Source organism: Zobellia russellii, assembly GCF_044597075.1.
GTDB lineage: Bacteria > Bacteroidota > Bacteroidia > Flavobacteriales > Flavobacteriaceae > Zobellia > Zobellia russellii.
Genome location: NZ_CP139000.1, coordinates 48123 through 74234 on the forward strand (window position 1 = coordinate 48123; position 26112 = coordinate 74234).

Here is a 26112-nt window from a genome sequence, read left to right on the forward strand (position 1 = left end):
ACTATTCCCAAACTACGGGTAACCACACGCTCATTTCACTCGCACCCCTGTTCGCCCAAGAAAAATAGGGGACAAGTTGTACTTCACTGGTTTCCCAAGTAGGTTGGGTAACCTCTGTATACATGCCTTCTTTTGTGTCTTTTCTTAGCTTTAAGTTTCCGGTAATGGTAGAAACTCCACCTAATAAATCGGGTTTAAATGTGGCTGTTAGGTTAGATTGAACAGGTAGATAAACATCTAGAATATCTGTGTTTTCTGGTAAATCCGGTGTTTCTACACAATAAACAACTGGGCCTCTTTTTACGGCTACTTGGTTGCGAACCTCTTCAATTAGAGGGTTACCTTCCAACAGCTTTACATCCATTGGCATATCTAGGGTAATGACATCTCCCTTTTTCCATTTTCTGTTGATAGTAGTATAAGTTCCAGTAACTACACCTTCACCAATACCTACACCATTTATTGAAATTTTAGACCCGCTTGCCCATTCCGGAATACGTAGCAAAATGTCAAAAGCTTCTTTCTTCGCCTTTTCTACAGTAATATCCACTTTGCCTTTCCATGGGTATTGTGTTTCTTGTTTTAGTTGGATTTTAGAGCCATCAAGTAATTTAGTTGCCAATTTATTTCCACCGTATAGGTTAACGGAAATCCCGTTTTCAGATAAACTATAGGCCCAGTTTGATATTTTTGCTATGGTACGGACTAGATTGGGAGGACAGCAAAAACAAGGTATATAAGGCTGACGAACGTCAAACTCCGTATCGTTTCCTGGGTCGTGACCTTTATGGCTAACGCGCAATGGGTTTGCGTAGAAGTAGTCTTTTCCTTCAATACTTATACCGGATAGAGCGCTATTAAAAAGAACCAACTCCATAATGTCTGCATATTTAGACTCTCCATGCAATCCTAACATTCGGTAATTGAACATAGAGTTACAAACGTTTGCACATGTTTCATTGTAAGCACTTAGGTTGGGCATCATGTACTCGCTTATGAAGCCTTCGTGTATCATATCTACATGCGAAGAAGAACCATGATGTGTTTGTCCACATGCTCCGGTTACGTACATTTTTTTGTTTACCACATTGCCCCAAAGACGGTCTAGAGCATCTATTAACTCTTGCTCTCCGGTTTCTGCGGCTACATCTGCCGCGCCGGCATAAAAGTATAGGGCCAATACGGCATGCCCTTCAGCAGTTTGTGCTTTTCTTATGGGTGTTCTTTCCTGTACCATATCGCCAATGAACTTAAAATTAGCAGTTTCATCCGGCTCAACCTTGTGCTTTCCTCTCATGTTTATGAATAGTTCCGCTAACTCTAGATATCGTTTATCTCCGGTGGTACGGTACAATTCAACAAGGCCCATAATTTGAGTTTGATTGAATCCAAACCGTTTTAAATGGTCCGGTTCCGATATAAATGTATCATATAAGAAGTTGGCATTTTTTATGGCTAGGTCCAAAAAGTTTTTCTTGCCCGTAACCCTGTAGTGAATACATGCGCTGGTATATAGATGTCCAAAATTGTACATTTCATGATGCTGTCTGTTTCCAAAACGGAACATATCATCCTCAATTTGAACCTTGGTATGAATATATCCGTCTTCTTCTTGGGCCTTGGCGATTATTGCAATGTATTCATCTAAATCCTCAAGTATTTTTGGGTCCTTGTTTTGGGCATAAATGTAAATGGAAGCTTCCATCCATTTATAAAAATCACCGTCATGCCATTTCATGCCTTGGTGTTTTCCTTCCTTAAGGCCTGCCGCAATTTTAAAATTGTTTAGAGCATGCCCTTTATCTCCCGTTAACAGTTCTCCCATATAGGGAACCATAGTTTCTTCGGCTACCTTAAATTTTTCGGCCCAGAAACCATCAGTCCATTGGCAATCTTCAATATTGATGCTTTTTAGTTTTACGTGTTTACTCTGGCTATTATTTATTATTCCTTGTTGTTGGGCATAACCAAAACAGGAAATAATGAGGCTGCAAGCGATTAGTATAGAGGTTTTCATATTTTCTCTTTTTATAGAAAATTAATATTGTAAAGGCAACCAAACGGACATATCGTTAACCCCTCTATTCGCCCAGGCAAAATAGGGTATCATCTTAATGGGGGTTTTCTTAAGTTCCGGTTTTACCAACGGCTTATATAATTGGTTGGCCCAATCCTCTTTTGGTAGGAGGTTGGCCTCTCCTTCCAAAATAGTAACACCGGATAAAAGATTGGCCTTGTATTTTGGCTGTAGGGTAATATTCGTAGGCACTACAATATCATTTATACTCGTACCACTCTCTAAATCCGCACTCTCCAAACAATAAACTAATGGCCCACGTTTTACGGCTACTTGGTTTCTGGTTTCCTCCACATTTGGGTCTGCAGTAATTAAAAGAGGGGTCATGGGCAATTCTAGTTCTACGATATCGCCCTTTTTCCATTTTCGGTTAACCTCGGCATAAGAACCCGCTTTTAGAGATTGGTCTATTTTTTCTCCATTTACCGTAATACTGGCCCCTTTTGCCCAAGATGGGATACGTAGCATTAGAGCGTATTCTTTTTTCTTTTTGGAATCAATAGTGATTTTGATATTTCCGTCCCAAGGATAATTGCTCTGTTGTGTTAGTTTGATGTTACTGCCATCTGCTAAATCGGTATCAAGAACGTTACTTCCGTATAGGTTGACCCAAACTCCTTTTTCTGAAGTACTATAGGCATATGTATGCATTTTGGAAATTGTACGTATGATATTGGGCGGGCAACAAAAAACCGACATATATTCCCCACGCTTACCTCCATCTTTGGTGTTTTGAGGGTGTCCTTCAATAAAACGCAAAGGGTTGGTATAAAAGAAATGTTCACCATCTAAAGAAATGCCGGACAGGGCGCTGTTGTAAAAAATAAGCTCCATAAGATCGGCAAAACGCCCTTCGCCGTTCATTAGGAACATACGCCAGTTCCACATGGCGTTTCCAATATTGGCGCAGGTTTCATTATAGGCCTTAATGTTGGGCAATTCATAGTCCATTCCATAAGCTTCGGATACCAATGCATGGTTAGAAGTCCCAAAATGGTGGGGTCCTGTTCCACCATGCAAAGACATTTTTCGAGTGGTAACATTGGTCCAGATACGTTCTAGGGCGTCCTTTAGGGCTTGATCACCGGTTTCCGCATACAAATCGGCTACACCGGCATATAAATAATTGCCATGACCGGAATGGCCCACCGCTTTTGATTCTTCCCTAATGGCGGTTCCCCTTTGGCTGTGATCCATGCCACGATGGTCTCCAGGTTTTTTTGGTGCTGTACCCAGCATGTTTACGAAAGACTCCGTAAGCTCTAAATATTTTTTGTCCCCAGTGGTACGGTACATTTCTATTAACCCCATATAGTGAGGTGGGTTCCAGTCAATACGGGCAAGTTCTGGAGAAGGGTTTTTGAAGTGGTCGTAAATATTATCGCTCGCCTTGATAGCGATGTCTAGAAAGTTCTTTTTTCCTGTAACTCTATAGTGTACGCAAGCTGCGGTCATTAAATGACCAAAGTTGTAAAATTCGTGTGAAGGACCATTGGTATATGGTTTTTCATCGCTTTTAAATGGATGTGCGGATTCATGAAGAAAACCGGCAATACCGTGACCAATTTGAATTTTAGTGTGAATGTAACCATCAGGACGTTGTGCTTTACCTATCACAGAGATAATCTCATCCATCTGTTGGTTTATCTTTTCGTCTTTGGTCATGGCATAGGCATAGGCCAAAGCCTCAACATATTTGTAAAAATCCCCATCTGTAAAAGACCATCCTCTAAATTCGCCTTCTTCAAGACCGGCGGCTACTTTAAAGTTGGTATAGGCGTGGATGATTTCGGGGTCGTCCATGAGTCTTCCTAAATTAGGAATCATTACGTCATGGGCAGACTTTACTTTATCGGCCCAAAAACCGTCGGTCCAATGACAATCATCAATGTCAATGGTCTTTAGGTTCATGTGCGGGGATTTAGAATTGTTCATAACCCCGTGTTCCTGTGCCAAGCAGCTAATAGATATGAATAAGGCAGCGGCAAGTGAAATTGTTCTTTTCATGAGTTGAGTTTTAAAAAGATAAATGTTCTAGTTAAGTTGAGATGGTTGCTCGGGATAGTACCCTGAGTCTCACAAATAAAGCACTAAAACAAATGTTTCTATTTACACGGGTTAACTGCCATTAGCATTATTTTATCTATTTGGTCCGGTCTAGTCTGTTTTTATGTGTTTTTTTGAATTGTCTAATTAATCTTCCCATACCACAGGCATGAATACGGTCATTTCGGCCTGCCCGCGATTACTCCACGAAAAATAGGGTACAAGTTGGGTTTTGTAAGGTGTCCATTCGGGCTTTTGAACGGTTCTATAGATACCTTCGCCTTTATCTTTTCGGATTAAGACTTCTCCTTCAAGAGTGGTAATTCCACCTAAAAAATTGGGTTGATAAGTAGGTTCCAGCTTTTTATTTCCGTTAAAGTAAATATCCAGAATGTCTGTATTCTCAGGTAAATCTGGCGATTCAATGCAGTATACTATTGGACCACGTTTTATGGCTATTTGGTTGCGTACTTCTTCAATTCTTGGATGACCTTCTACAAATTCAACTTCCATTGGCATATCAAGAACAAGTACGTCCCCGTTTTTCCAATTGCGTTCAATTTGGGCGAAGCTTCCGGGAGTTAATGAGTTTGTTAGTTTTTCTCCGTTGAGTGTGAGTGTTGTGTTTTTGGCCCATTTTGGAATTCGTAAACCAATGGTAAAAGCATCTGCTTTACATTCTTCGATATTCAATTTTACCGTTCCTTGCCAAGGATATGCCGTTTCTTGCGAAATTTTAATGGGAGAGCCATCCTGTAGCTGCGATACTAAATTATTGGCACCATAAAGATTTACGGTTACCCCGTTTTCAGAAAGACTATAGGCCCATTCCGAAACCGTGGCAATGGTACGCACCAGATTTGGCGGGCAGCAGAAACAGCTTAGATAGGGTTCCCTGTTAGGGGTTTCCGTTACGTTTTCATGCGCATGGTAATCTCTGGTGTTGTTTAGCATCCGTAAGGGATTTGCATAAAAATATTCCTTTCCTGTTACGCTAATTCCGGATAGGGCACTATTGTAAAGGACCAGCTCAACAATATCTGCATATTTTGCTTCGCCTTTTAGATTTAGCATGCGGTAACTGAACATGGCGTTACATAAATTGGCGCAGGTTTCATTATAGGCGGTCATATTGGGCATCATGTATGCATCTATGAAACCCTCTTCTATCATATCACGATTTACCGAAGCGCCATAATGAGCTTGGCCCACGGCACCTGTTACATACATTTTTTTGGTTGTAACGTTTTCCCAAAGGCGATCTAAGGCGTCAATAAGGGCTTGTTCTCCTGTCTCGGCATAAACATCTGCAGCTCCTGCGTAGTAATATAGGGCAAGCACAGCGTGGCCTACGGCTTCATTAGATTCCCGTAAAGATGTACGTTCCTGTACCATATCGCCAATAGGGTAGCCCTCAGTAGTTGGGTGATGTTTTACTTCATATTTCCCACGGTTATCAATAAACTTTTCGGCAAGAGCCAAATACTTTTTATCACCTACTGTACGATACAGTTCAACCAAGCCCATTATCTGCGTCTGGTTGAAGCCAAAACGACCATAATGTTTGGTGTCCGGCATAAAAATGGTGTACAGTAAATCTGCATGTTTTATAGCGATATCCAAAAAATTACGTTGACCGGTAACCCTGTAGTGAATGCAGGCGCTAATGAGCAAATGACCGGTATTGTACATTTCATGGTACTTGCGGTTTTCGTAGCGGTCTACGCCTTCTCTCAATTGAATTTGGGTCTGTAGGTACCCATCTGTTTCTTGTGCCTTGGAAATGATTTCTATGTATTCATCCAACTCCTTTAAAAGTTCATTATTTTGGGTTTGGGCGTATACATAGGTCTTGGCCTCCATGAATTTGTAGAAATCCCCATCATGCCAAAACATGCCTTGGTGTTCCCCTTGTTTTTCTCCGGCCGCTATTTTAAAATTGTTGAGCGCATGGCCTACATCTCCACATAATACATCGCCCATATAAGGTACCATGGCATTGGCACAAAGCTTAAATTTATCGGCCCAAAAACCATCTGTCCACTGGCAATCTCCAATATTCAGACTTTTTAGTTGGGTATACGGGCTATTTATATTTGAGGGTGTGGCTTGTTTCATTTCTGTTTATTTTTTTCGTCTGGTGGCCAGTGCCAATTGTACTTCTTCTATAGTCATGTTTTTGGTCTCCTTTAAATAGATATAAAGAATGACCAAGCCAATGCTTACTACAATGGCATAGAATAATAGGGTAGAGCTTATGCCCATGGTAGCTAATTGCCATGGGAAAAATTTTTGCACCAAATAACTTACAAAACTGGTGATCAAGGTGAAAAATGGGATAGCTATACCTCTTAAGGAAATAGGGAAAATTTCAGAAAATAACACCCACATCACCGGACCTACGGAAAAATGAAAGGCTCCTATAAAACTTAGAATACCCAATAAAATAAGAAGGGCATTTATATCTGCTGCTTTTTGCAACAATAGGCCCGAGTAGTCTCTGGCATCCGTTTCTCCCAATGTTTCTATAAGTGCCGCTTTAAAGCTTATGTCACTATCATAAGGTATGTCTATTAATTGGTTTAACCTATCTGCATTAGGTATGGAAGACATATCTGAAATAGCACTTTCCGTAATGGTGTAGTTGGCGGTTTTGAATCCGTAGAAACAAACCCCAAGACTTAATACGATCCAAAGCATACCCCAAATAATCATTGGTCTACGGCCTATTCTATCTACCAAGAGCAGCCCTAAAACTGTAAATACGATACTGGTAAGTCCAATATAGATGGCTTGGGCAAAAGCTGCATCCGTTCCTATTCCCAATTGTTCAAATACGGTAGGGGCATAAAAAAGAATGGCATTTATTCCGGTGGCTTGCTGGGCAATGGCAATGGTCATTGCAATAATCATGGTAACCCGCATTGGTTTGCCAAAAATTTCTTTAATCTGAGTGCCTACGGAGCGGTCTTGGTTACTACTCTCAAGACTGGAGTGCATCTGTGTTATTTTGGCTTGAATTTCATTTTCCGGGGTTACTTTTTGTAGTGTTCTTATGGCTTCCGGTTCACGTCCTTTGTACAATAACCAAGCTGGACTTTTAGGAACAAAAAACAAAAGTATGAACCATAACAGGGCAAAAATAACCTCTGTGCCCAGCATCCAACGCCATGTATTTGTATCCAATCCCCATTCTTGTACCCATGGAGCTTCCGAGTTTGCCCAACCCAAGATGAGGTAATTGATAAAGTAAGCAGCGGAAAGACCTACAACAATATTTATTTGCGTCATAGATACCAATTTTCCACGCCATTTTGGAGGGGCTATTTCACCAATGTACATAGATGCCAAAGAAATAGAACTAAAAGCCAAACCGCCCATAAAACGGGCTACTAATAGTGATGCGTATGTGGGTGCCAATGCAGAAGCTACTGCCGAACCAAGGTAGAGGGCAGCGGCAATCATTAAAGTGGTTCTCCGGCCATATTTGTTACAGGCATAACCCACAAAAACGAGCGCCAGGAGCACTCCCATTGCGGGGGCTCCCACTACCGATCCCAATTCTAGATCGGTAAGCGAGAATTCCTGTGTAATAAATTTTATAGTTCCGGATATTAAAGCGGCGTCCAACCCAAAGACAAAACCGCCCATAGCTACTATAGTTGCGTACGTAAAAGCATTCCGTTTATAAGAACCCATAAGAAAAGTTTAAGTTAAGATGTTATGAGCCATTATAGATGCTAATTCCAGATTACAGGAAGGAAAACCGTCATCTCTCCTTGACCTCTATTGCTCCAAGCATAGTAAGGTATAAAATTGGTTTTAAAAGATTGAAATTTAGGAGAGCTTACTTCTTGGTACATTTCACCAGGTTTGTCTTTTCTAATTAAAATTTCACCTTCCAAAGTGGTAACACCTCCCAAGAAATCCGGTCTGGAAGTAGGATTCAGTTTTTTGTCGGACGAAAGATAAACATTGGTGATATCTGTTTTTTCGGGTAAATCTGCTGATTCTATACAGTACACAACCGGGCCTCTTTTTAGAGCTACTTGGTTTCGAACTTCTTCAATGCGAGGGTGACCTTCTATGAACTTGGTCTCCATGGGCATATCAATGGTAATTTCGTCACCAGCAGTCCATTTTCTTTCAATTTTGGCGAATGTACCCGGAGCGGCATCGGCTACTTTTGTTCCATTTACCTTAATTTGGGTTCCTTTTGCCCAGCTAGGTATACGAAGGAGGACATCAAAAGCATCGGCTTTACATTCATCAACTGTAATTTTTACGGCACCGTCCCAAGGGTAATCTGTCTTTTGCGTAAGTTTTATTGTTGAACCGTCCAATAGGGTCGTGTTCAATTCGTTTCCTCCGTATAAGTTAACCGCAATTCCGTTTTGGGATTTGCTATAGGCCCATCCCGGAGATTTTGCAATGGTACGTACTAAGTTTGGAGGACAACAAAAACATTTAAGATAAGGTTGTCTTTCGGGAAACTCAACGTTCATTTTTTCATAGTCTAGCGCACCTTCAATTTTCCGAAGAGGATTGGAGTAGTAATAATTCTTTCCGTCCAAACTAATGCCTGATAGTCCGCTATTATGCAACACAAGTTCCATAATATCGCCGTGCTTAGCATCACCGGTAAGGGTAAGCATACGGTAATTGAACATAGAGTTACAAATGTTGGCACAAGTTTCGTTATAGGCAGTCATGTTAGGCATCATATACTCATCAATAAAACCTTCTTCAATTTTATCTAGACGGGAAGAACGCCCATAATGTGTTTGGCCAATGGCTCCCGTGATGTACATTTTTTTGTTGGTAACATTGTCCCACAGGCGCTCCAATGCATCTATTAATGCTTTTTCGCCTGTTTCGGCATATACATCGGCAGCTCCGGCATAGAAATAAAGCGCTAGTACGGCATGACCTACGGCCTCGGTTTCCTTACGAAGAGGAACACGTTCCTGAACCATATCTCCAATAGGATACCCTTTTGTGGTCTCATCATCTTCAATTTTATAAGTACCTCGCATATTTATGAATTGCTCGGCCAACTCTAAGTAGCGTTTGTCTGTGGTAGTACGGTACAATTCTACCAAGCCCATAATCTGTGTCTGGTTAAAGCCAAAGCGTTTTAAGTGGTCTGGTTTTGGAGAGAATAATTTGTACAGATAATCGGCATGCTTTACCGCAATGTCCAGAAAGTTGGTCTTACCCGTTAAGCGGTAATGAACACAGGCACTGGTAAGTAAATGCCCGCTATTGTATAGTTCGTGATACCTTCTGTTAGTGAAGGGGTCTATGTCATCTCTAATAATTGCTGGAGTAGAGAGGTAACCATCTGCTTGTTGTGCTTGCGCAATGACATCTATGATTTCATCTAATTCTTCAACAATTTTTTCGTCTTTATTTACACCGTAGATGTACATTTTGGCTTCCATCCATTTATAAAAATCGCCATCATGCCACCAGAAACCTTTGTGTTCGCCTTCTTTGAGTCCCGCTGCTATTTTAAAGTTATTATAACCGTGACCTATATCGCCTTTAAGGATTTCACCCATGTGCGGAATCATGGTTTCTTCTGCAACTTTCCATTTATCGGCCCAAAAACCTTCGGTCCATCTACAGTCACCTATATCAATACTTTTTAATTGAACATGTGGACTGTTGGTATTATTTATAATACCTTTTCCTGTATCAAGGTTGGCAGCATAGTCTCTAGTTGCTATGGTTTCTGTGTCAAGGTTTTTGTCCGGCCCGTTTTGCTTGCAAGAAAGCAGGGACAAAAAGACGCAAATGGAGAGGGTTATTTTTTTCATAATCAGATGGTTTAAATGGAACGCTGCTCGTTATTTTTATAGTGATCCGTAACTATATGGACAAAACTGTAGCGCAGCGTAGCATACAAATAAAAGGTAATAGGCTAGAAGTAGATTTGTAGATTTTATCCGCTTGCAGCACTATTTTAACCTTATTTGTTAATAAACTGATTAAAATATGGTACTTGAGTATGATGCAATATTGTGTATGAAGAAGCAGCGAAGCTCTTTAAGGGCTAGTCAACCCGCTCAACATCTACGAACAATGGGCCTTTAGCAAGTCTTTCGGTTTTGATAAAGGCATGAAAGTTTCCTGTTCCCTCAGGAAGTGTAACATTTGAGAAAGAGACCTTTGCTTGGTTCTTGCTCACAGGAAGCTCTATATGCACGTCTTTGTATTTTAAGTGTGCAATTCCATCTTTATCAAGTTTTGGAAGGTCTAAGCTTACGTTGTATGTGCCGGCTTCTGTTTTTACGCGCCAGTGGCCTAGGTCATTTTTTGAGATGACCCTAGGGCCGCCCCAATCAAACTGGGATAAGTTGGTTGAGCGCTGCATTGAGCTGCCAAGATAAATACGTTGAATGCCTTTGGAGTCTCTTTCTTCAGTAACCTCGTCAAACCAATTTTCATAACGGGCTAGAAGTTTTTCTACAATATCTGGATGGTTATTGGCTAGATTGATACGCTCACTTGGGTCATTTTCTACATCGTATAATTCTAGGTTTGCCAGAACTTCTTTTAATTCTTCATCCTTAGGTTGATACAGGATGTGGTGTGGGTCATCATGTGGACTTACCAGTTTATATTTTTGGGTACGAACGGCAAAATGCATGTACTTGAACACGGTTGGCCCGTAATGCATTTGGGTGATGAATTCCCTGTCGCCAAAGTTGGTTTTCTCACCTTTCCATAGCGGAAGTAATGATGTGCCGTCTAATTTAATACCTTGTGGAGCGTCAATATTACAAACGTCCAGGATTGTGGGCAATACATCTATTACCGCACCCATTGTGCTGTTCTGTTGTGCCTTTTTGATGTTTTTTGGCCACCTAACAAAGAAAGGTACACGTGTGCCACATTCGTATACACTTGTTTTGGTTCCTCGTAAATTTGAAACCCATCTTCCTGGGTAAACGTCGTTTTTGGTGCGTCTGTTCCTTGGCCCGTTATCCGAGAGGAAAATAACTATTGTATTATCTTCAATGCCCAACTGTTTTAATCGTTTTAGGACCCTGCCTACGTTGGCGTCAATATTATCTATCATGCCGTAAGTTTTGGCATTGTCTTCATGAAGCCCCAATTTTCTATAAGGTTCCGCTTTTTCATCCGGTACTTCTAGCGGAAAATGAGGGAGATTGGTAGCTAGATACGTAAAAAATGGCTTATCACTTTTCGCGCTCATAAAATCCAGAGCGGCATCGGTAAAAATATCATCGCAATACCCTTTAAACTTTTTAGGCTGATTGTTATGCTCAAGAATGGGGTCAAAATAGGTGTTGCCGGCAGGCCCTGCAGCTTGCCCTATTCCGCCGCCTTTATGCACCAAAGCTTCTTGAAATCCTTGGTCAGTAGGACGCATGGGAGCATTGTCTCCCAGATGCCATTTTCCGAAAATACCCGTGCGATAACCATTTTCAACTAAAATCTCGGCTAGTGTTTCCTCGGAAGTATTCATAAAGTGATCCACTTGCGTAACTCCTGTAACTCCAGTCCGGTAAGGATAGCGGCCCGTTAAAATTGCAGCTCTAGTGGCGGAACAATTTGGATAGGAGAAGAAATGGGTCATTTCAAGACCTTGTTCACCTATTTTCTCAATGTTTGGTGTTTTTAAATAAGGGTTACCATGAGCGCTAATATCGCCATAGCCTTGGTCATCGGTAAGCATAATGAGAACGTTTGGACGATCTTGAGCCCGTAAAAAAGTGTTGCTAAAAAGTAGTGCAACCAACAAAAACGGGAGTAAAACGGTATTCAATTTGGTCTGTTTTAATGTTATTATACCTTTTTCCATATCTGTTACCATTTTATTTCCGTTCTTAAAAACACTTTTTAGTCCATATGCAGGCTCACCTGAAAATGACCGGTCTTAACACTGCCATCTTTCATCTTTATTCTATAGCCGTATCCAGGAATGGAAGTACCATCTTCTATCTTTTGGGCTACCGGGCCTAAGTTGGCAACTACTTCGGTGCCACTGGAAAAGCGACTTCTCTGTACTTTATAATCAGCACTTAGGTATTCGTGGCTTTTTAATTCCGAATAGAACGTTTCCTTATGAACAGGGCTAACCAAATCTCTGGCCATTTCTATCATTGGGCGCATGCCTTCAAATTCGTAAGGTGCAAAGAATATGGTGGTACCTCGGCCAAATAGCATACTTCTTAAGGCTTTGATTCTAAAATCGCCATTAGCGGTAACTTCATTGTCCGGGTCTTGAATTTTTCCAAAATTGGCTATAGCTTCATGATATACCAAATTGAAAAGCGGAGCAGGGTGGGAGATGACCGAAAGTGGGCGGTCTTCTAAATAGGTCATTCCTTCAAACATATCAAAGTAAGGAATCCACTGTTCTTGACCATGCTCGGTTCCGTTTACTAGATTAAAGCTGTCAATGTATTTGGCCAGCTCAATACGGCCTTCCTTACCGTTTTCGCGATAAGCGGCAAAAGTAATATCCGTAATATCGGCCTCTAGGCCTAAATATGAGATTTCGTTTTCAATATTTTCTTGCGCCAGTCCTTTTTGAAATTTTGGGTCTACACGTGCCCAACGACTTCCGGTATTCATCAATTTTCCTTCGGCATCACGCTGCATAAGGTCCGTTGTAAAGTTAGGGTCGTTCTCCAGCATTGGTGAGTAGGCGTGGTATGATGAGTACAAGTATCCATAAGATTTTGCTAAATCTACTGCGGCCTTCAATTTTTTAGGTCCGCCCAAAGCTTCACTAATCGGGTGGTTGTGTGGAACAAAGTTGGAAAAGGTTCCCCAAGCATGTACAAAAGCTTCATTTACTTTTAAATCATCATGAATAGTCTGGATTGTATTTTTTAACTCATCAAAAGTAAAGGCCATACCTGGCATGTTTACATAATGTGGGTAACCTCCGTAAATTCCAAAATATATTGCTCCCGGTAGCTTATCTACATTGGGATTTCTTTTTAATTTATCTTTTAAGGAAACAAAGTGCCCACGGGCCTTGGCCTCCTTCTGATATTCTTTGGCCATATCTACGTAATCGCCACCGGGAATAAAATGGTAGCTCATGCGCATCTTACCTTTTTCCTCGTTCAATTTCCAGATAGGGTCAAGAAAAACAATACGTTGGTATGTAGACATTTCTCCTTTAAAAAGGTATTGTCCGTTATTATTGATATTGTATTGCATGAGGGGTCTGGCAGATTCATCTACAATACCCATTACGGCAGATTTTTCATTATACGTACCCCACCAAGGCATGGTAAGTCCGGTGCCGTTGTTGAACAACTCTAAAAAACCTTGTGATTTATTGTTGTAAGTGGCATCGTCCCATTTGCAAAACCGCCCTCCGTTCATGGGAAAAATATATGAGGGACAGATAACTCCCTGCTTTTGTGGGATTACAGCTGCGCCCTTATCCTCGTCCGTTTTTAAGCTAAAAGCCCGTGCAGGGTAACGCAAGTCCAATAGTTTAAAATTACCGGAATTATGCTCTAGAACCTCTACATCTAGTTGGGCTGTTTTTGCATCCAACCTTATTTCTGTGGCGATAGATACCCCGGTTGCCGTGGAGCCATCTTCAAGAATAGGGTCTATGAATTTAAGCGATACGGTATTATCGGAAGCTTTTGAAACTTCAATTTTCTTGCTCTTGGAAATGTTGATCGTATGTTTTTTTCCTTTAGAGTCAGTTAAGGTTAACAGACCCGCAGCATTTTCCCACGGGTCCGATTTCCAAATGTGGCCCGAAGTCTTTTCGGTAACCGAAAAACAGCCGGTCTTTGAGTCTACCGTAACGTTCAACTTTTCATTTTCCAAAACAACGGGGTCTGAACCCTGTGTATTCATTGCAAAAGCGCTAAATACAGGTAAACAGGTAATTGCTAAAAGTAGAATAGTTTGTTGTATTCTTTTTTTATTGTTTTTCATTTTTGGAAGAATTGATTTAGTCGAATATGTGCATGGGTAGCTTGTTACCACTTGCTTAAAAATTATTTTTTTACAAATTCTTTGATTTCATTTTTCATCTTAGCGAAATGCTCTTCAAGACCTTCGTAATTTCCTTCGCGAAGCATTTTTTTGTCAAAAAGAGAACTTGCCATACCGGCGCCAACGGCTCCTGCTTGAAAAAACGATTTAATGTTATCTACGGAAACGCCTCCCGTGGGCAACAATTTTATCTCGTTTAATGGGGCCAAAACATCTTTAATGTATTGAATGCCCAGTTGCGTTGCCGGAAAAACTTTTACCGCAGATGCACCTAATGACCATGCTTTGTAAATTTCACTTGGGGTATATGCACCTGGGAAAATTGGAATTTTATTGGCTACACAATGCTTTATTACCTCTTCATCAATGATAGGAGTTACAATAAATTGAGAACCGGCCTCCAAAGCTTTGGTCAAATCTTGCATGGTACATACCGTACCGGCACCTACATTAAGTTCTGGATATTCTTTTGCCAAAGTTGCAATGGTCCGGGCAACTTCAGGAGAGTTCATGGTAATTTCAATAGTGTAGAAACCACTTTTTATATAAGAGGGAATAAGTTTAAGTACTTCCTCTGTGTTAAGACCTCTAAGGATACCTACTATAGGGTTTTGATTGTATTTATCCCATGAAAATATTTTATTATGCATACGTCTGTAATATTTGTTGTTGTCCTGTTAATAACGCTTGTTCTAATGTTTGCTCTTCAAAGCAAACAATCCGTTCTGCTGGTAAAAACGATTCCAATGCCAGTTTGTATAATATATTGTAGATACCGCTTGCTGCTAGAAAAATTGTTCCTTTTTTATTCTTTAAACCGGCCAGTTCGCCACCGATCATTAGGCCGGATAAAAAATAAAAATTTTGCTCACCAGAAACTTGGTTGATCAGGGTATTTGCCCTAATCGAGAACAAAGATTGCATTTGCTGATCTGCCAATCCTTTTTCCACTCCTTTTAAGAACATATCTTTAAAAGATTCATTCCAAGGGGCTGGGCTTAAAGAAGCAGATAAAATAGTGTGCTTGCTAATGGTGTCAAAAAGTTCACCTGTCATAAACGTGGTAAAATCTTTAAAAACATTTGCTTCAAAAGCTATATGCTTGCAATGCGTGCCCGGCAATAACAGAACACCTTTGTCATACTTAGAGAGCTCTGCAGACAGTCCAATTGCCTGAACTTCTTCGCCCCGCATAACATCTGCGTTGGTTTTAGCTCCAGAAACTAATAATAGGTCGGGCATATCATCAAAAGGAATGTATTTGCTAATCAAGTCCTTACCATTAAAAGCTAAGGGCATATTGGCGTATTCCAATTCATGCATGCCAATAGAGGACGAGAGCATTCCGGAAGCTACTATGACATAATCATTACTGATTGTGCCATCTAAATTTTTAATCTGTTCTTTTAGGTATGCTTCAAAGAACTGATTTTGAGATAAATGGGACTGATCCTTGAATTCACTAAAACATTTTTTTATGCCCATATCCGTCGTGTGTTCCGACAGGATTTTGAGCGTTGTGGTTTCAATTAAACGCAGCCGAAAATTGGTTGTTCCCCAATCGCAGCTAATAAACTTTTCGGGTAATTTCATTAGTGTTGTAAAGCTTTGGTTACTCTTTTTTTGGCAAGATAATCATCTAGCGCAAAAGTAGAGCAATCCACTCCAATACCACTGTTTTTGACACCACCATGCGGTAAGTATATGTCATATTTTACCCCGTTAAGCTGTACTTCTCCAAACTCTAGGGCGTTGGCAAAGAATTGAAGGGTTTCATTGTCCTTGGAAAACACATAAGAAGCTAGACCTGCATCTGTATTATTGGCCAGTACAATAACTTCTTCTTTTGTTTTAAATGGAACAATTAGTGCTACAGGACCAAAAACTTCATGTTGAAGGATTTCTACATCATTAGAATCAAATGTGATTGCCGTTGGTTCAAAATAATAACCGGGACCCTCAAGCGCATTGCCGCCATATACCAATTTACCACCTTGGGCAATGGCTGTTTCTACGATTCCCTTTACGTTTATAACGGACTGTTTATTGGCTAAAGGACCCATGTCCGGTTTGTTTTCTCTCCCAAAACCAAGTTTAGTAGTTTTAAACTTTGCAACCATACCAGCGGTAAACTCCTCTATAAGAGATTCATGAACAAAAAAGCGGTTGGGAGCTACACAGATTTGGCCGGAGTTGCCAACTTTAAGAGCGGTTCCAATATTAACGGCCAATTCTAGATCAGCATCTTCACACACAATAAAAGGAGCGTTTCCGCCACATTCCATGCTGTATCTTTTTATAGAAGTTTTTGCACTTTGTGCGATAAGCTTCTGAGCAGTTTCCGTAGAACCGATCATGGTAATCAATCTAGGTATTTTACTTTCGCAAAGCGGAATACCAACATCCTGCAAATCACCACAAATAACATTTATAACACCTTTTGGAAAATTAATTTCGGCGCATAGCTCTCCAATAATATAAGCTGATAAAGGAGAAAATTCCGAGGGCTTTAGAATTATACTTGAACCAGCAGCTAGTGCAGGACCTAGTTTAAAACCTAAATTCAAAAGTGGGAAGTTATAGGCAAGAAAGGCAACCGCAACCCCCAAAGGTTGTGATACAAAATGATGTTCGTGCGTACCTTCTTTATCTTCAATAGGAAGGTCATTGCGCTTTAATATTTCTTCAGAGTAGTACTGTAACGAATTGGTAATACTGGTAAGGTCTTCTTCTGAGCCTTCCCAAGTTTTGCCCATTTCATGCATAATGCTTTCGCGTAGCAAGTCGTTATTCTCTATGATTTTATTTCTAAGCTTATCTATCCAATCTAGGCGCTCTTGTATGGGGAGTTTTGACCAAGTTTTAAAACCTGATTCTGCAGCTTTTAAAGCTCTTTGGGTATCTTCTAAACTAGCCCAAGCAATTGTGGCAGTGGGCTTTTCGTCCGCTGGGCAAATAACCTCAAAAGTTTTATTGTTTGAGGCTTCAACAAGTGCACCATCAATATATAATTTCTTATGACCGAATTTTAACTGCTCCATCTTTATGTATTTCTTTATCTAAATAGTATTCTAATTTGTCCATGTCAACATCTACGCCCAAACCTGGTGCTCTGGGTACTTCTAAATGTCCGTTTTCTAGTTTTACGTTATGAAGGGTAACCTCGTCGCGGAGTGCATTTTCTGTTCTATCCAATTCCATAGTAGGAAGGTCATTGTACATTCTACCTGGATTCTTGTCTAGGTTGGCTACTAAATGAATAGCGGCGCTTATAGCGATCCATGTTCCCCAAGTATGCGGAACTACATCTTTATTATAGGCTTGTGCTAACGTTGTTATTCGCTTGGCTTCGGTTAACCCACCTGTAGCGCAAATATCCGGTTGGGCTATATCTACGCAGTCATTTTCAAAAAGTCGTTTAAAACCAAATTTCAAATATTCACATTCACCCCCTGAAATAGGTATAGTTGTGTTTTCTCTTAATCTGCGGTAACCGTCGTAATCTTCCGGAGATACCGGTTCTTCAAACCAAGAGATGTCATACTTTTCGGCCTTTCTGGCCAATTCAATGGCTTCTTTATAGGAATATGCGTGGTTGGAATCTATCATTAGTCGCATACTTGGCCCTATGGCCTTGCGTATGGCCGCAATGTATTTTAGGTCTTGTTGAATACCTAGTCCAACCTTCATCTTGGTAGCTTTAAACCCTTGGGCTTTGTAAAATAGAGCCTCTTCTACTAAAAGTTCTTCAAGGTTTTCGCAACGTGTAAAGTAAAGTCCGGTAGCATAAGGCTCAATAATAGGGTTTTTGATGCCTCCCAATAAAACGGATACAGGTTGGTTGAGCAACTTTCCCTTTATATCCCATAACGCAACGTCAATAGCACTAATGGCAGCTTGGAAAGCACCACTTCTTGCATAGTCCATAGAGCGCCTATACATTTCTTGCCATAGGACTTCATGTTCCAATGCGCCTTTTCCTAGAAGAAAGGGTGTAAAAAAGTCAATCCCGGATTTAATAACCTCCGCAGGCCCGTATCCTTCTCCCCATCCGTAAGTACCATCATCCAAAGTTATTTTTACGATACATATTTTTCTAGTATCATACTGCCATTGCGAAAAATAGAAGGGGGTATCTAGTTTGTATGTAATTACAAAAGGCTCAATCTTTTGGATTTTCATAATAAAATTGCTTATAGTTTTAAAAAAATGGTTGGCTTAATAATTGGCGTATCCTAAAATACAAATGGCAATGATAAGAACGGCAAGTCCCGTTAGTAAAATTTTAAAAGGCTTGTTCGCATTCTTCCATTCCCCTTCTCTAAAGCCCCAAATATTACTAATAATCAAAGCGAGCCCTAAAAGTATAGGCCATCCCACAACGGGGCCTAGATTTCCCATTAGCGCTGCTCCTTGACCATAAACACCCAAGGCTGCAAACCAGAAAATACCGGCTGCAATAGCCCATTTTAAGGCTTTCCCTTTATTGGGGACTGTATAAGCGCCCCATGATTTATTTTTGATAAAAAGATATATGGCGTACCCTCCGTTCATAACGAACGCTCCCAGTAAAACAACCACCCAAGAAGCCAAACTTGCATTTTGTGTTCCTACACCGTAATCGTTTACGGCTATAGCTGCAACTGGTGCTGCATTGGAAAAGCCAACGTTTAAAAAAGCGGATAAAACACCAGATGCAACGGCAATCAGTACCCCAATTTTTATGGATTTAGTACTTGTGGTTGAGTTATTGTGCAATTTATCTCTTTGTACACCGGCCACTGCAGTAATAGCAACTCCTACCAGTAACAAGGCTACCCCTAACATTATGATAGGAAAGGAAGGTTGGTCAAAGGCCCCATCAATCTGAAAAAGAGGAATAATGGAACCTACCGATGCCGCAAGACCCATAACAATGCCATAGGTAATGGAAATACCGGTTTTTTCCACACTAACCCCAAAGAGAATACCCCCAATGCCCCACAGAAAACCGTAAAACGCAGCTACGAACAGTGTTTGACTGTCTGCTTGGGAAATGATTTCAAAAAGATTGGGCATAACGATCAAGGCCCAGATAATAGGGAATGCAATCATGGCCGTAAATGCGTGAACTAACCACCAAGCCTCCCATTTTAATGGTGCAATATGCTTCATGCCAAGACCAAAAGTTCCTTGAAAAAAGCTTGCAAATAGTATTAAAATGATAGCCAGTAGATAGGTATCCATATGAGTTGATTTTATTTTATAGATGAATATAATAGAAGGGGGCAATCGTGTTCTAAACCTTCGTGAGACACAAAGAAAATTCAATATAAAGGAGATGGATTCCCGGATTTTACCCTAGTATAACATTATTTTATCCTAGTGGTGATTGCATTAAAGTTGCGTAAAGTAATATAATGCCAATACTAAAAGTCCGCCACTTAATGCGACTACACCGGATAGTAGACTAAATGATTTTAGCAGTCGAGAAACAGACACTTCGTGTACTTCTTTAAATAGCCAAAAGAAACTACTGTTTACGTGAATAATACCAAGAGAACCGGCTCCAATAGCCGCGGCGGTAAAGGTGGGGTGCAATGTGCCGTTGGAAACCAGTGGTGCAACAATAGATGCCGTAGTGATAAGCGAAACAGTAATTGATCCCGTAACAGTCGTAAAAAGGAAACTTAATAGAAAAGGTATAACTATGCCCATTGCAGCAATATCTCCCGAATTGGAAAACATAGAACCTACTATTTCTGTGTCTTTGATTACCTGTCCAAAAGCACCACCAGTACCGGTGATAAGAATAACGATAGCTGATTTTTCTCCCGAAGTCGTAAAAAATGAATTTAAACGGGTAGAAAAATTCTCTTTAGGAAGTAAAGGTAATGCAAAAAGTAGGCCTATGAGAAGTGCCCATACAGGGTTTTTTATAAATGCAATGAACCCGTTTTCCAAAGGGAAAATAGTGCCTATGGACATAAGAAACAATGGCACTAATAAGGCTGCAAAAGGCAACACTTTTTTGAACCCCGTTAGTTCTTTGGTTTGCGATGCTTCGCCCGTATTCGTGTCCGGTAATTTCAGGGCAAGATTTTTCTTGTTCAATTTTATCCATAATAACCCACCGGCTATCGCAGCTAGAGCTACCGCAATGTTAATGGGAATCATATCCCCAATATTAATTTCAAGAATGGCAGCTACCGCAAGAGGTCCTGGGGTAGGTGGAATCAAGGCATGGGCTACGGTAAGACTAATGGCCAATGAAAGTCCTAAGGTAAGTACTGAATGGCCTGATTTTTTTGAGAGGACGAATATGGTAGGGAGCAAGGTCAGATAGGCCACATCCATAAAAACCGGAATTCCTATCAAAAAGCCAATTACGGCCATACTTAACGGAAGGTACTTGGTACCGAATAAATTAATAATCGTATTGGCTATGACATCTGCACCACCGGTTTGCGCTAGAATTTCCCCCAATAACGTGCCAAATAGAATAATGAGTCCTATCCATTTTAGAGTATTTCCAAAACCGCTTAATAAGCTCTCTGTTACTAATTCTACAGAGCTCCCTGTTGTTAGCCCTAGAATCAACCCTGAAATAAGTAAGGCGGGAATAGGGTGTACTTTAAAAACAGTTACCGCAACAATGAGCAGAACAATGCAAAGGAGTAAAAATATTAGGCTGGTCACAAGGTCATTTTTAAGTTAGGTAGGCCACAGGCTATCCAAACAAAAATAGCAGAAATATACCATCGTGAAAATGCGTACATTAACCATTATAGGCACTATTGTAACCCCACTTGTGCTTTTTTAGATATATAAGAGTTTATACAACTTCTTTTTTCTCGTTATACTTTTGCATATACTCGGTTGGGGTAATGTTCATTAAAGCTTTAAACTGTCTATTGAAATTGGTGAGCGTATTAAAACCTGACTGATAACAAACGGTTGAGATTTGCATTTCTCCCTCAATCAACAACTTACAAGCGTTTCTAAGGCGTATTTCATTCAAATATTGTGTAAAGGATTTTCTAGTTTTCTTTTTGAAGTATCTACAGAATGCATTTGGCGTCATGTGTGCTATAGAGGCAATTTGTTCCAACTCTATTTTCTTTTCAAAATTTTCGGTCAAGAAATTTATGATTTTACGCATTCTGTCCTTTTCATTGCTGTTGTAAGTGTTGGCTATTACTTCTGAGCAGAGCAAATCATAATTTTCACTTATAGATAGTGTATCAAGAACTTTTAGAAGCCCCACAATGCTGGAAAGACCTTGGTCCCCGACCAAGCCTAGGATAAGGTTGTGAACCATATAGGTGGCGGATTCGGAAAATTTTATACCTCTTTCCGCTTGTTGAAAAAGATTTTTTAACCGCTTGGATTCGGTAAGGTCTAAAAAGTCGCTTCCCAAAAAGTTAGGTTCAAATTTTATTACGATCAGGTTAACCGCTTCGGTTTCCTGTTGGTCGTTATAATACTCCTTATGGTTGCGGAACAGGTGGGGAATATTGCTGCCAATGAGATACAGTTCTCCCGGAGAGAAGCTTCCAATAGAATTACCTACATAACGTGTGCCGCTACTTTTTATAAAGTATATAAGTTCTAGTTCCTTATGAAAATGCCAGTTCTGTTCTATACATGGTAAGCGGTCTTGCCGAGCTAAAAAGGAATTTTCGGGTCGTTTTTCGGTTTGTTTGTACGTCAGCTTCATAGTCTATTTCTTTCGTCAGGGATACCCATAATAAAACGAATTTTGAGGCGTAATTTTCAAGGATTCGTTTTTTTAGTGAGTATAAATTTTCATAAATATACAAAATTACCTCAAATATTATAAAATATTAATTTTAACGGTAGAATAGTGCAATGTAAAGATTTAGGGAAAATGCTATTTCCGAGAAAGAATAACTTAAAATCTTTTTGGAGCAACCGATAGAAGTGTTAATACTACTAACTCTAAATTCTAGGGTAATGTGTTTAGCTGATTGGTTATCAGTTTTCTAACTTTAATTTAAAGTTTTTCGGTACTGTTGGGCAGTACACTACAGGATAGTAAAGAAAAAATGCTTCATTAGTTTTAGGGACTTAGAAACATAAAAATAACCGTAAAGTTATAGCCATGTTTTTAAAACACCAACTCAACTCAATAGAATTATCGGTTCTTTAATGAACCTATATTCTATTTAAACAAAACTTAAAATGATTATAAATTTTTTAAGGATTAATAAGCTTAATCTTCTCCTTTGTAGTGTTTTGATTTTAGCAACTTCCTGTACGTCCGAGAAAAAAGCTGAAAATGAAACGGTTCAGTCCGATAACCCTAAAATAGCAAAGCTAAAATTACAGCCAGGTTTTGATGCAGAACATTTATATAGTCCTGGAGATAATAATATGGGGTCTTGGGTGGCCATGACTTTTGATAATAAGGGAAGATTAATTACTTCAGATCAATACGGTGCTTTGTACAGAATGGAAGTTGCACCAATAGGAGCGGACAATCTTACACCAAAAATAGAAAAGCTTAAAATTCAAACGGAAGCGAAAGTAGCAGATTCCATAATACAAATGGGTTATGCCCAAGGGTTATTGTACGCTTTCAATAGCCTTTATGTAATGGTAAACCATAGGGGCAGTGATGATTTTGAAAAGACTAGTGGCCTTTATCGTTTACAGGATACGGATAATGATGATCAATACGACAAAATAACACTTTTAAAGGCTTTGGACGGGGCAGGAGAGCATGGCCCGCACAGTATAGTTCTTTCTCCAGATGGGGAGTCGCTATACGTTATAGCTGGTAACCATACAGACTTACCGGAGATGGAAGGATATCGTCTTCCTAACAACTGGCAGGATGACAATTTGTTTCCTCAAATTAAAGACCCTCGTGGGCATGCCAATGACCGTGGGGCTCCCGGCGGTTGGGTGGCAAATCTTGACCCTGAGGGAAAACGATGGGAGCTTGTGGCTTCAGGTTTCAGAAATCCGTTTGATTTGGCGTTCAATGAATTGGGAGATATGTTCGTTTATGACTCGGATATGGAATGGGATTTGGGAATGCCATGGTATCGCCCTACCCGAATTTGCCATGTTACAAGCGGAGCGGAATTTGGATGGCGAACGGGAAATGGCAAATGGTCTGCTGCGTATCCTGACAATGTACCTCCTGTACTTAATATAGGTCAAGGGTCACCTACTAATGTAATGCATGGAAATGGAGCTGAGTTTCCTGAAAAATATCAACATAGCGTATTTGCGTTTGATTGGAGTTTCGGGATTATTTATGCCATTGAAATGAAAGCTAATGGTGCATCTTATATTGGTGAAAAAGAGGAATTTTTATCTGGAATTCCACTTCCGTTAACGGATGGGGTTATTGGCCCGGACGGAGCCATGTACTTTATGACCGGAGGACGTAGGTTAGAATCAGACCTGTATCGTGTTTATTATAAAAATTCAGATAAACTAACGGGGACCGTTGCGAATTTGGAGCCTACTAAGGAAAACGAAATCCGTAAAAAATTGGAGACTTATCACGGTGCTCCTAAGGATGGGGCTTTAGATTTTGCTTGGCCTTATTTAAATAGTAAAGACCGTTTTATTCAATATGCTGCCCGTATTGCTGTAGAACATCAACCTGTAAGCACTTGGCAGGAAAAAGTTTATGCGGAAACTAATGCGGTTAGAAAGATTCATGCAGCCGTTGCTTTGGCTAGACAGGGAGATAAAAGTCAGCGTGATCAACTATTGAATTCTTTGGTACATATTGATTATGCAAGTCTTTCTGAGCAAAACCAAGTAGATTTGGTTCGTGCCATAGAGCTTACTTTAGCGCGTTTTGGAAAACCTAATGCAGATATTAAAAGAAAAATCAGCGGATATCTTTCAGCCCATTATCCAGCGGATACGGATGTGTTAAATCAATTGTTGAGCAAAACATTGGTATTTGTGGATGATGCTTCGGTGATTTCAAAAACACTTGCCTTATTAGAATCCGAAGAAGGAGAAAATGCTTCGGTAATGGCTAATACGGCCACGGATGCGGCAGATTTGATTTTACGAAATCCGCAGTATGGAATGGACATCGCCGAAACCCTAAAAAATATGCCTTTGGCACAGCATACATATTATGGTCTGGTATTACAGGATGCCACAGTAGGTTGGACGCCGGAGTTAAGAGAGAAATATTTCAAATGGTTTTATAAAGCTTTTTCATTTAAAGCGGGCCGTAGCTATATTGGTTTTATAGATAAGGCAAGGAAGAAAGCGTTGACCCACGTGGCTGCGAATAGAAAGGAATTCTACAATCAAATGTCAGGAGATTCATTGCTGAGTAAATCCGGAAATGAGTTGGTTTCCAGTGCAGTGCAGCCCAAAGGGCCCGGCAAGAGATGGGAAGAAAAGGATATAGCACCCTTATTGGCCGATGGTTTGCAGAACAGAAATTTTGAAACCGGTAGGAACATGTTTTTGGCAACCAATTGTGTTACGTGTCATAGTATGCGTGGCGAAGGAGAGAATATAGGCCCGGAATTATCCCAAATCGGTACTCGGTTTTCTGCGGAAGATATTCTTAAAGCTATTATTGATCCAAGTGATGTAATTTCAGATCAGTACAACACCACGGTTTTTATGCTTAAGGATGGAAACTCTATTGTGGGTAGATTAATTGGTGAGGAAGGGGAAAATTATACGGTTTCTCAGAATCCGTATGCGCCTGATGTTCTTAGGACTATTCCAAAAGAGGAGGTAACGGGTACTAAAATGTCATCGGTTTCATTGATGCCGCCAGGTACGATTAATCGTTTGAGTGATGATGAGGTGAAAGACTTATTGGCGTACCTCATTGCTGGTGGTGATGCCGAAAACGAAATTTTTGCTAAGGAATAAGATATTTGGTAAGTCAGAATTACATTCACAATGCTCACGGAAAAAATTATACATAAAGGTAAAGACAAGATTGGGAATACCGCTCAGGTTGGTGGTATTGAGACTTCTGTCCTTGATAATGGTTTAGGGAGAGGAACACGCATTGCATGGATCAATACAGGAACGGGACTAAGATACAAGGTTGTTATTGATCGTGGGATGGATATTGCGGATGCCTTTTATAAAGAATATAATTTGGCTTGGTTGAGCAAAACTGGAGTAGTTCCTCCTGAACGATTTTCAGACAAGGGAATGGGCTGGATACGGAATTTTGGCGGCGGACTTTTAACCACTTGCGGACTATCGCATGTGGGAGGTCCAGAGGAAGATGAATATGGGGTAAGAGGGCTTCATGGCCTTATAAGCAATACGCCTGCAGAAATTATTTCTATTGTTCAGCCGGACCCAACTGCGGGAAAAATGGAAATGAGTATCACCGGTATTGTTCGGGAAGCTCAGGTTTTTGGACCCGTGTTGGAATTAAAGCGGACTATTTCAGGGAAATTGGGGCAAGCTAAAATTCACGTTCATGATGAGGTCCTTAATCGCGGGAACCAAACGGCGCCACATATGCTCTTGTACCATGTAAATTTTGGGTGGCCTTTAGTAGATGAAGGCACGGATTTACTTTGGAAAGGCAACTGGGAATCGCCAACACCGGACTCTGAACGCAAAATGTTTAAGGACGAAGTGAACTTTAGAAAATGTCCAGAGCCTTTAGAGGCGCATTCCGGAAAAGGAGAGGATGTTGCTTTTATTGATGCAGAAGCGGATACTGAAGGAAATTGCCACTGCGGAATTTATAACGAAAAACTCAATTTGGCCGTATCACTTCGCTTTCCTAAAAAACAATTACCCTGGTTGATCAATTGGCAACATTGGGGCAAAAATGAATATGTTACGGCCTTAGAGCCGGCAACAAATCCACCGGTAGGACAAAAAAAAGCACGGGAAGATGGCACACTTATTTTGTTGGAACCCAATGAAAGCAGAAGCTATTCACTGGAATTGGAAGTGTTATCACCGAAAAAAATAGAAACATTTATAACATCTTTTTTATAAAATAA

At 40.3% G+C, this 26112-nt stretch carries 16 protein-coding genes; 2 read left to right on the forward strand and 14 right to left on the reverse strand.

Annotated elements, in window-relative coordinates; translation table 11 throughout:
- Position 1: 1 nt before the first annotated feature.
- From SJY45_RS00210 to SJY45_RS00275, 14 genes are all read right to left on the reverse strand, one after another.
- The gene (locus SJY45_RS00210) at positions 2 to 2017 is read right to left on the reverse strand and encodes a glycoside hydrolase family 127 protein (protein ID WP_400072830.1); all 2016 of its coding nucleotides are present in this window, start codon (positions 2015 to 2017) and stop codon (positions 2 to 4) included.
- Positions 2018 to 2038: 21 nt separating this feature from the next.
- On the reverse strand, positions 2039 to 4084 hold the full coding sequence (locus SJY45_RS00215) for a glycoside hydrolase family 127 protein (RefSeq protein WP_400072831.1): 2046 nt from the start codon (positions 4082 to 4084) through the stop codon (positions 2039 to 2041).
- A gap of 186 nt (positions 4085 to 4270) precedes the next feature.
- Positions 4271 to 6241, reverse strand: coding sequence for a glycoside hydrolase family 127 protein (locus tag SJY45_RS00220; protein WP_400072833.1), 1971 nt, complete (start codon positions 6239 to 6241; stop codon positions 4271 to 4273).
- 6 nt (positions 6242 to 6247) lie between these two features.
- Positions 6248 to 7822: an MFS transporter gene (locus SJY45_RS00225; protein ID WP_400072835.1), complete on the reverse strand. Its 1575-nt coding sequence runs from the start codon at positions 7820 to 7822 to the stop codon at positions 6248 to 6250.
- A gap of 41 nt (positions 7823 to 7863) precedes the next feature.
- Entirely contained in the window at positions 7864 to 9945 is a 2082-nt protein-coding gene (locus SJY45_RS00230) for a glycoside hydrolase family 127 protein (RefSeq protein ID WP_400072837.1), read from the reverse strand.
- 236 nt (positions 9946 to 10181) lie between these two features.
- Positions 10182 to 11957: an arylsulfatase gene (locus SJY45_RS00235; RefSeq protein ID WP_400072839.1), complete on the reverse strand. Its 1776-nt coding sequence runs from the start codon at positions 11955 to 11957 to the stop codon at positions 10182 to 10184.
- Positions 11958 to 11995: 38 nt separating this feature from the next.
- The gene (locus SJY45_RS00240; protein ID WP_400072840.1) at positions 11996 to 14071 is read right to left on the reverse strand and encodes a DUF5696 domain-containing protein; all 2076 of its coding nucleotides are present in this window, start codon (positions 14069 to 14071) and stop codon (positions 11996 to 11998) included.
- Between the two features lie 62 nt (positions 14072 to 14133).
- Positions 14134 to 14781: a bifunctional 4-hydroxy-2-oxoglutarate aldolase/2-dehydro-3-deoxy-phosphogluconate aldolase gene (locus SJY45_RS00245; protein ID WP_400072842.1), complete on the reverse strand. Its 648-nt coding sequence runs from the start codon at positions 14779 to 14781 to the stop codon at positions 14134 to 14136.
- A complete protein-coding gene (locus SJY45_RS00250; protein WP_215914801.1) occupies positions 14774 to 15724 on the reverse strand; it encodes a 2-dehydro-3-deoxygalactonokinase in 951 nt (316 codons plus the stop codon). Before SJY45_RS00250 ends, SJY45_RS00245 begins: the two co-directional genes overlap by 8 nt.
- On the reverse strand, positions 15724 to 17172 hold the full coding sequence (locus SJY45_RS00255; RefSeq protein WP_400072844.1) for an aldehyde dehydrogenase family protein: 1449 nt from the start codon (positions 17170 to 17172) through the stop codon (positions 15724 to 15726). The genes SJY45_RS00250 and SJY45_RS00255 overlap by 1 nt, the downstream gene beginning before the upstream one ends.
- Positions 17147 to 18313 (reverse strand): mandelate racemase/muconate lactonizing enzyme family protein, encoded by a 1167-nt coding sequence (locus tag SJY45_RS00260; protein WP_215441666.1) that lies wholly within the window; start codon positions 18311 to 18313, stop codon positions 17147 to 17149. Before SJY45_RS00260 ends, SJY45_RS00255 begins: the two co-directional genes overlap by 26 nt.
- A 36-nt stretch (positions 18314 to 18349) precedes the next feature.
- Positions 18350 to 19357, reverse strand: coding sequence for an L-rhamnose/proton symporter RhaT (locus SJY45_RS00265; protein WP_400072847.1), 1008 nt, complete (start codon positions 19355 to 19357; stop codon positions 18350 to 18352).
- Positions 19358 to 19507: 150 nt separating this feature from the next.
- Positions 19508 to 20809, reverse strand: a complete 1302-nt coding sequence (locus SJY45_RS00270) for a GntP family permease (protein WP_400072849.1) — start codon at positions 20807 to 20809, stop codon at positions 19508 to 19510.
- Positions 20810 to 20945: 136 nt separating this feature from the next.
- On the reverse strand, positions 20946 to 21830 hold the full coding sequence (locus SJY45_RS00275; protein ID WP_215441660.1) for an AraC family transcriptional regulator: 885 nt from the start codon (positions 21828 to 21830) through the stop codon (positions 20946 to 20948).
- Positions 21831 to 22315: 485 nt separating this feature from the next.
- On the opposite strand from SJY45_RS00275, the gene SJY45_RS00280 reads away from it, so the two are divergent.
- Together SJY45_RS00280 and SJY45_RS00285 are read left to right on the forward strand one after the other, a co-directional pair.
- The gene (locus SJY45_RS00280) at positions 22316 to 25006 is read left to right on the forward strand and encodes a c-type cytochrome (protein ID WP_400072851.1); all 2691 of its coding nucleotides are present in this window, start codon (positions 22316 to 22318) and stop codon (positions 25004 to 25006) included.
- A 30-nt stretch (positions 25007 to 25036) separates the two neighbouring features.
- Positions 25037 to 26107, forward strand: coding sequence for an aldose 1-epimerase family protein (locus tag SJY45_RS00285; RefSeq protein WP_400072853.1), 1071 nt, complete (start codon positions 25037 to 25039; stop codon positions 26105 to 26107).
- Positions 26108 to 26112: the final 5 nt, after the last annotated feature.

Bases quoted from the DNA above. Each gene is read 5' to 3' on its own strand.
- SJY45_RS00260 (WP_215441666.1), bottom strand. From the start codon at position 18,313: ATGAAAATCCAAAAGATTGAGCCTTTTGTAATTACATACAAACTAGAT.
- SJY45_RS00220 (WP_400072833.1), bottom strand. From the start codon at position 6,241: ATGAAACAAGCCACACCCTCAAATATAAATAGCCCGTATACCCAACTA.
- SJY45_RS00225 (WP_400072835.1), bottom strand. From the start codon at position 7,822: ATGGGTTCTTATAAACGGAATGCTTTTACGTACGCAACTATAGTAGCT.
- SJY45_RS00275 (WP_215441660.1), bottom strand. From the start codon at position 21,830: ATGAAGCTGACGTACAAACAAACCGAAAAACGACCCGAAAATTCCTTT.
- SJY45_RS00265 (WP_400072847.1), bottom strand. From the start codon at position 19,357: ATGGATACCTATCTACTGGCTATCATTTTAATACTATTTGCAAGCTTT.
- SJY45_RS00230 (WP_400072837.1), bottom strand. From the start codon at position 9,945: ATGAAAAAAATAACCCTCTCCATTTGCGTCTTTTTGTCCCTGCTTTCT.
- SJY45_RS00255 (WP_400072844.1), bottom strand. From the start codon at position 17,172: ATGGAGCAGTTAAAATTCGGTCATAAGAAATTATATATTGATGGTGCA.
- SJY45_RS00250 (WP_215914801.1), bottom strand. From the start codon at position 15,724: ATGAAATTACCCGAAAAGTTTATTAGCTGCGATTGGGGAACAACCAAT.
- SJY45_RS00210 (WP_400072830.1), bottom strand. From the start codon at position 2,017: ATGAAAACCTCTATACTAATCGCTTGCAGCCTCATTATTTCCTGTTTT.
- SJY45_RS00235 (WP_400072839.1), bottom strand. From the start codon at position 11,957: ATGGAAAAAGGTATAATAACATTAAAACAGACCAAATTGAATACCGTT.
- SJY45_RS00215 (WP_400072831.1), bottom strand. From the start codon at position 4,084: ATGAAAAGAACAATTTCACTTGCCGCTGCCTTATTCATATCTATTAGC.
- SJY45_RS00280 (WP_400072851.1), top strand. From the start codon at position 22,316: ATGATTATAAATTTTTTAAGGATTAATAAGCTTAATCTTCTCCTTTGT.
- SJY45_RS00245 (WP_400072842.1), bottom strand. From the start codon at position 14,781: ATGCATAATAAAATATTTTCATGGGATAAATACAATCAAAACCCTATA.
- SJY45_RS00240 (WP_400072840.1), bottom strand. From the start codon at position 14,071: ATGAAAAACAATAAAAAAAGAATACAACAAACTATTCTACTTTTAGCA.
- SJY45_RS00285 (WP_400072853.1), top strand. From the start codon at position 25,037: ATGCTCACGGAAAAAATTATACATAAAGGTAAAGACAAGATTGGGAAT.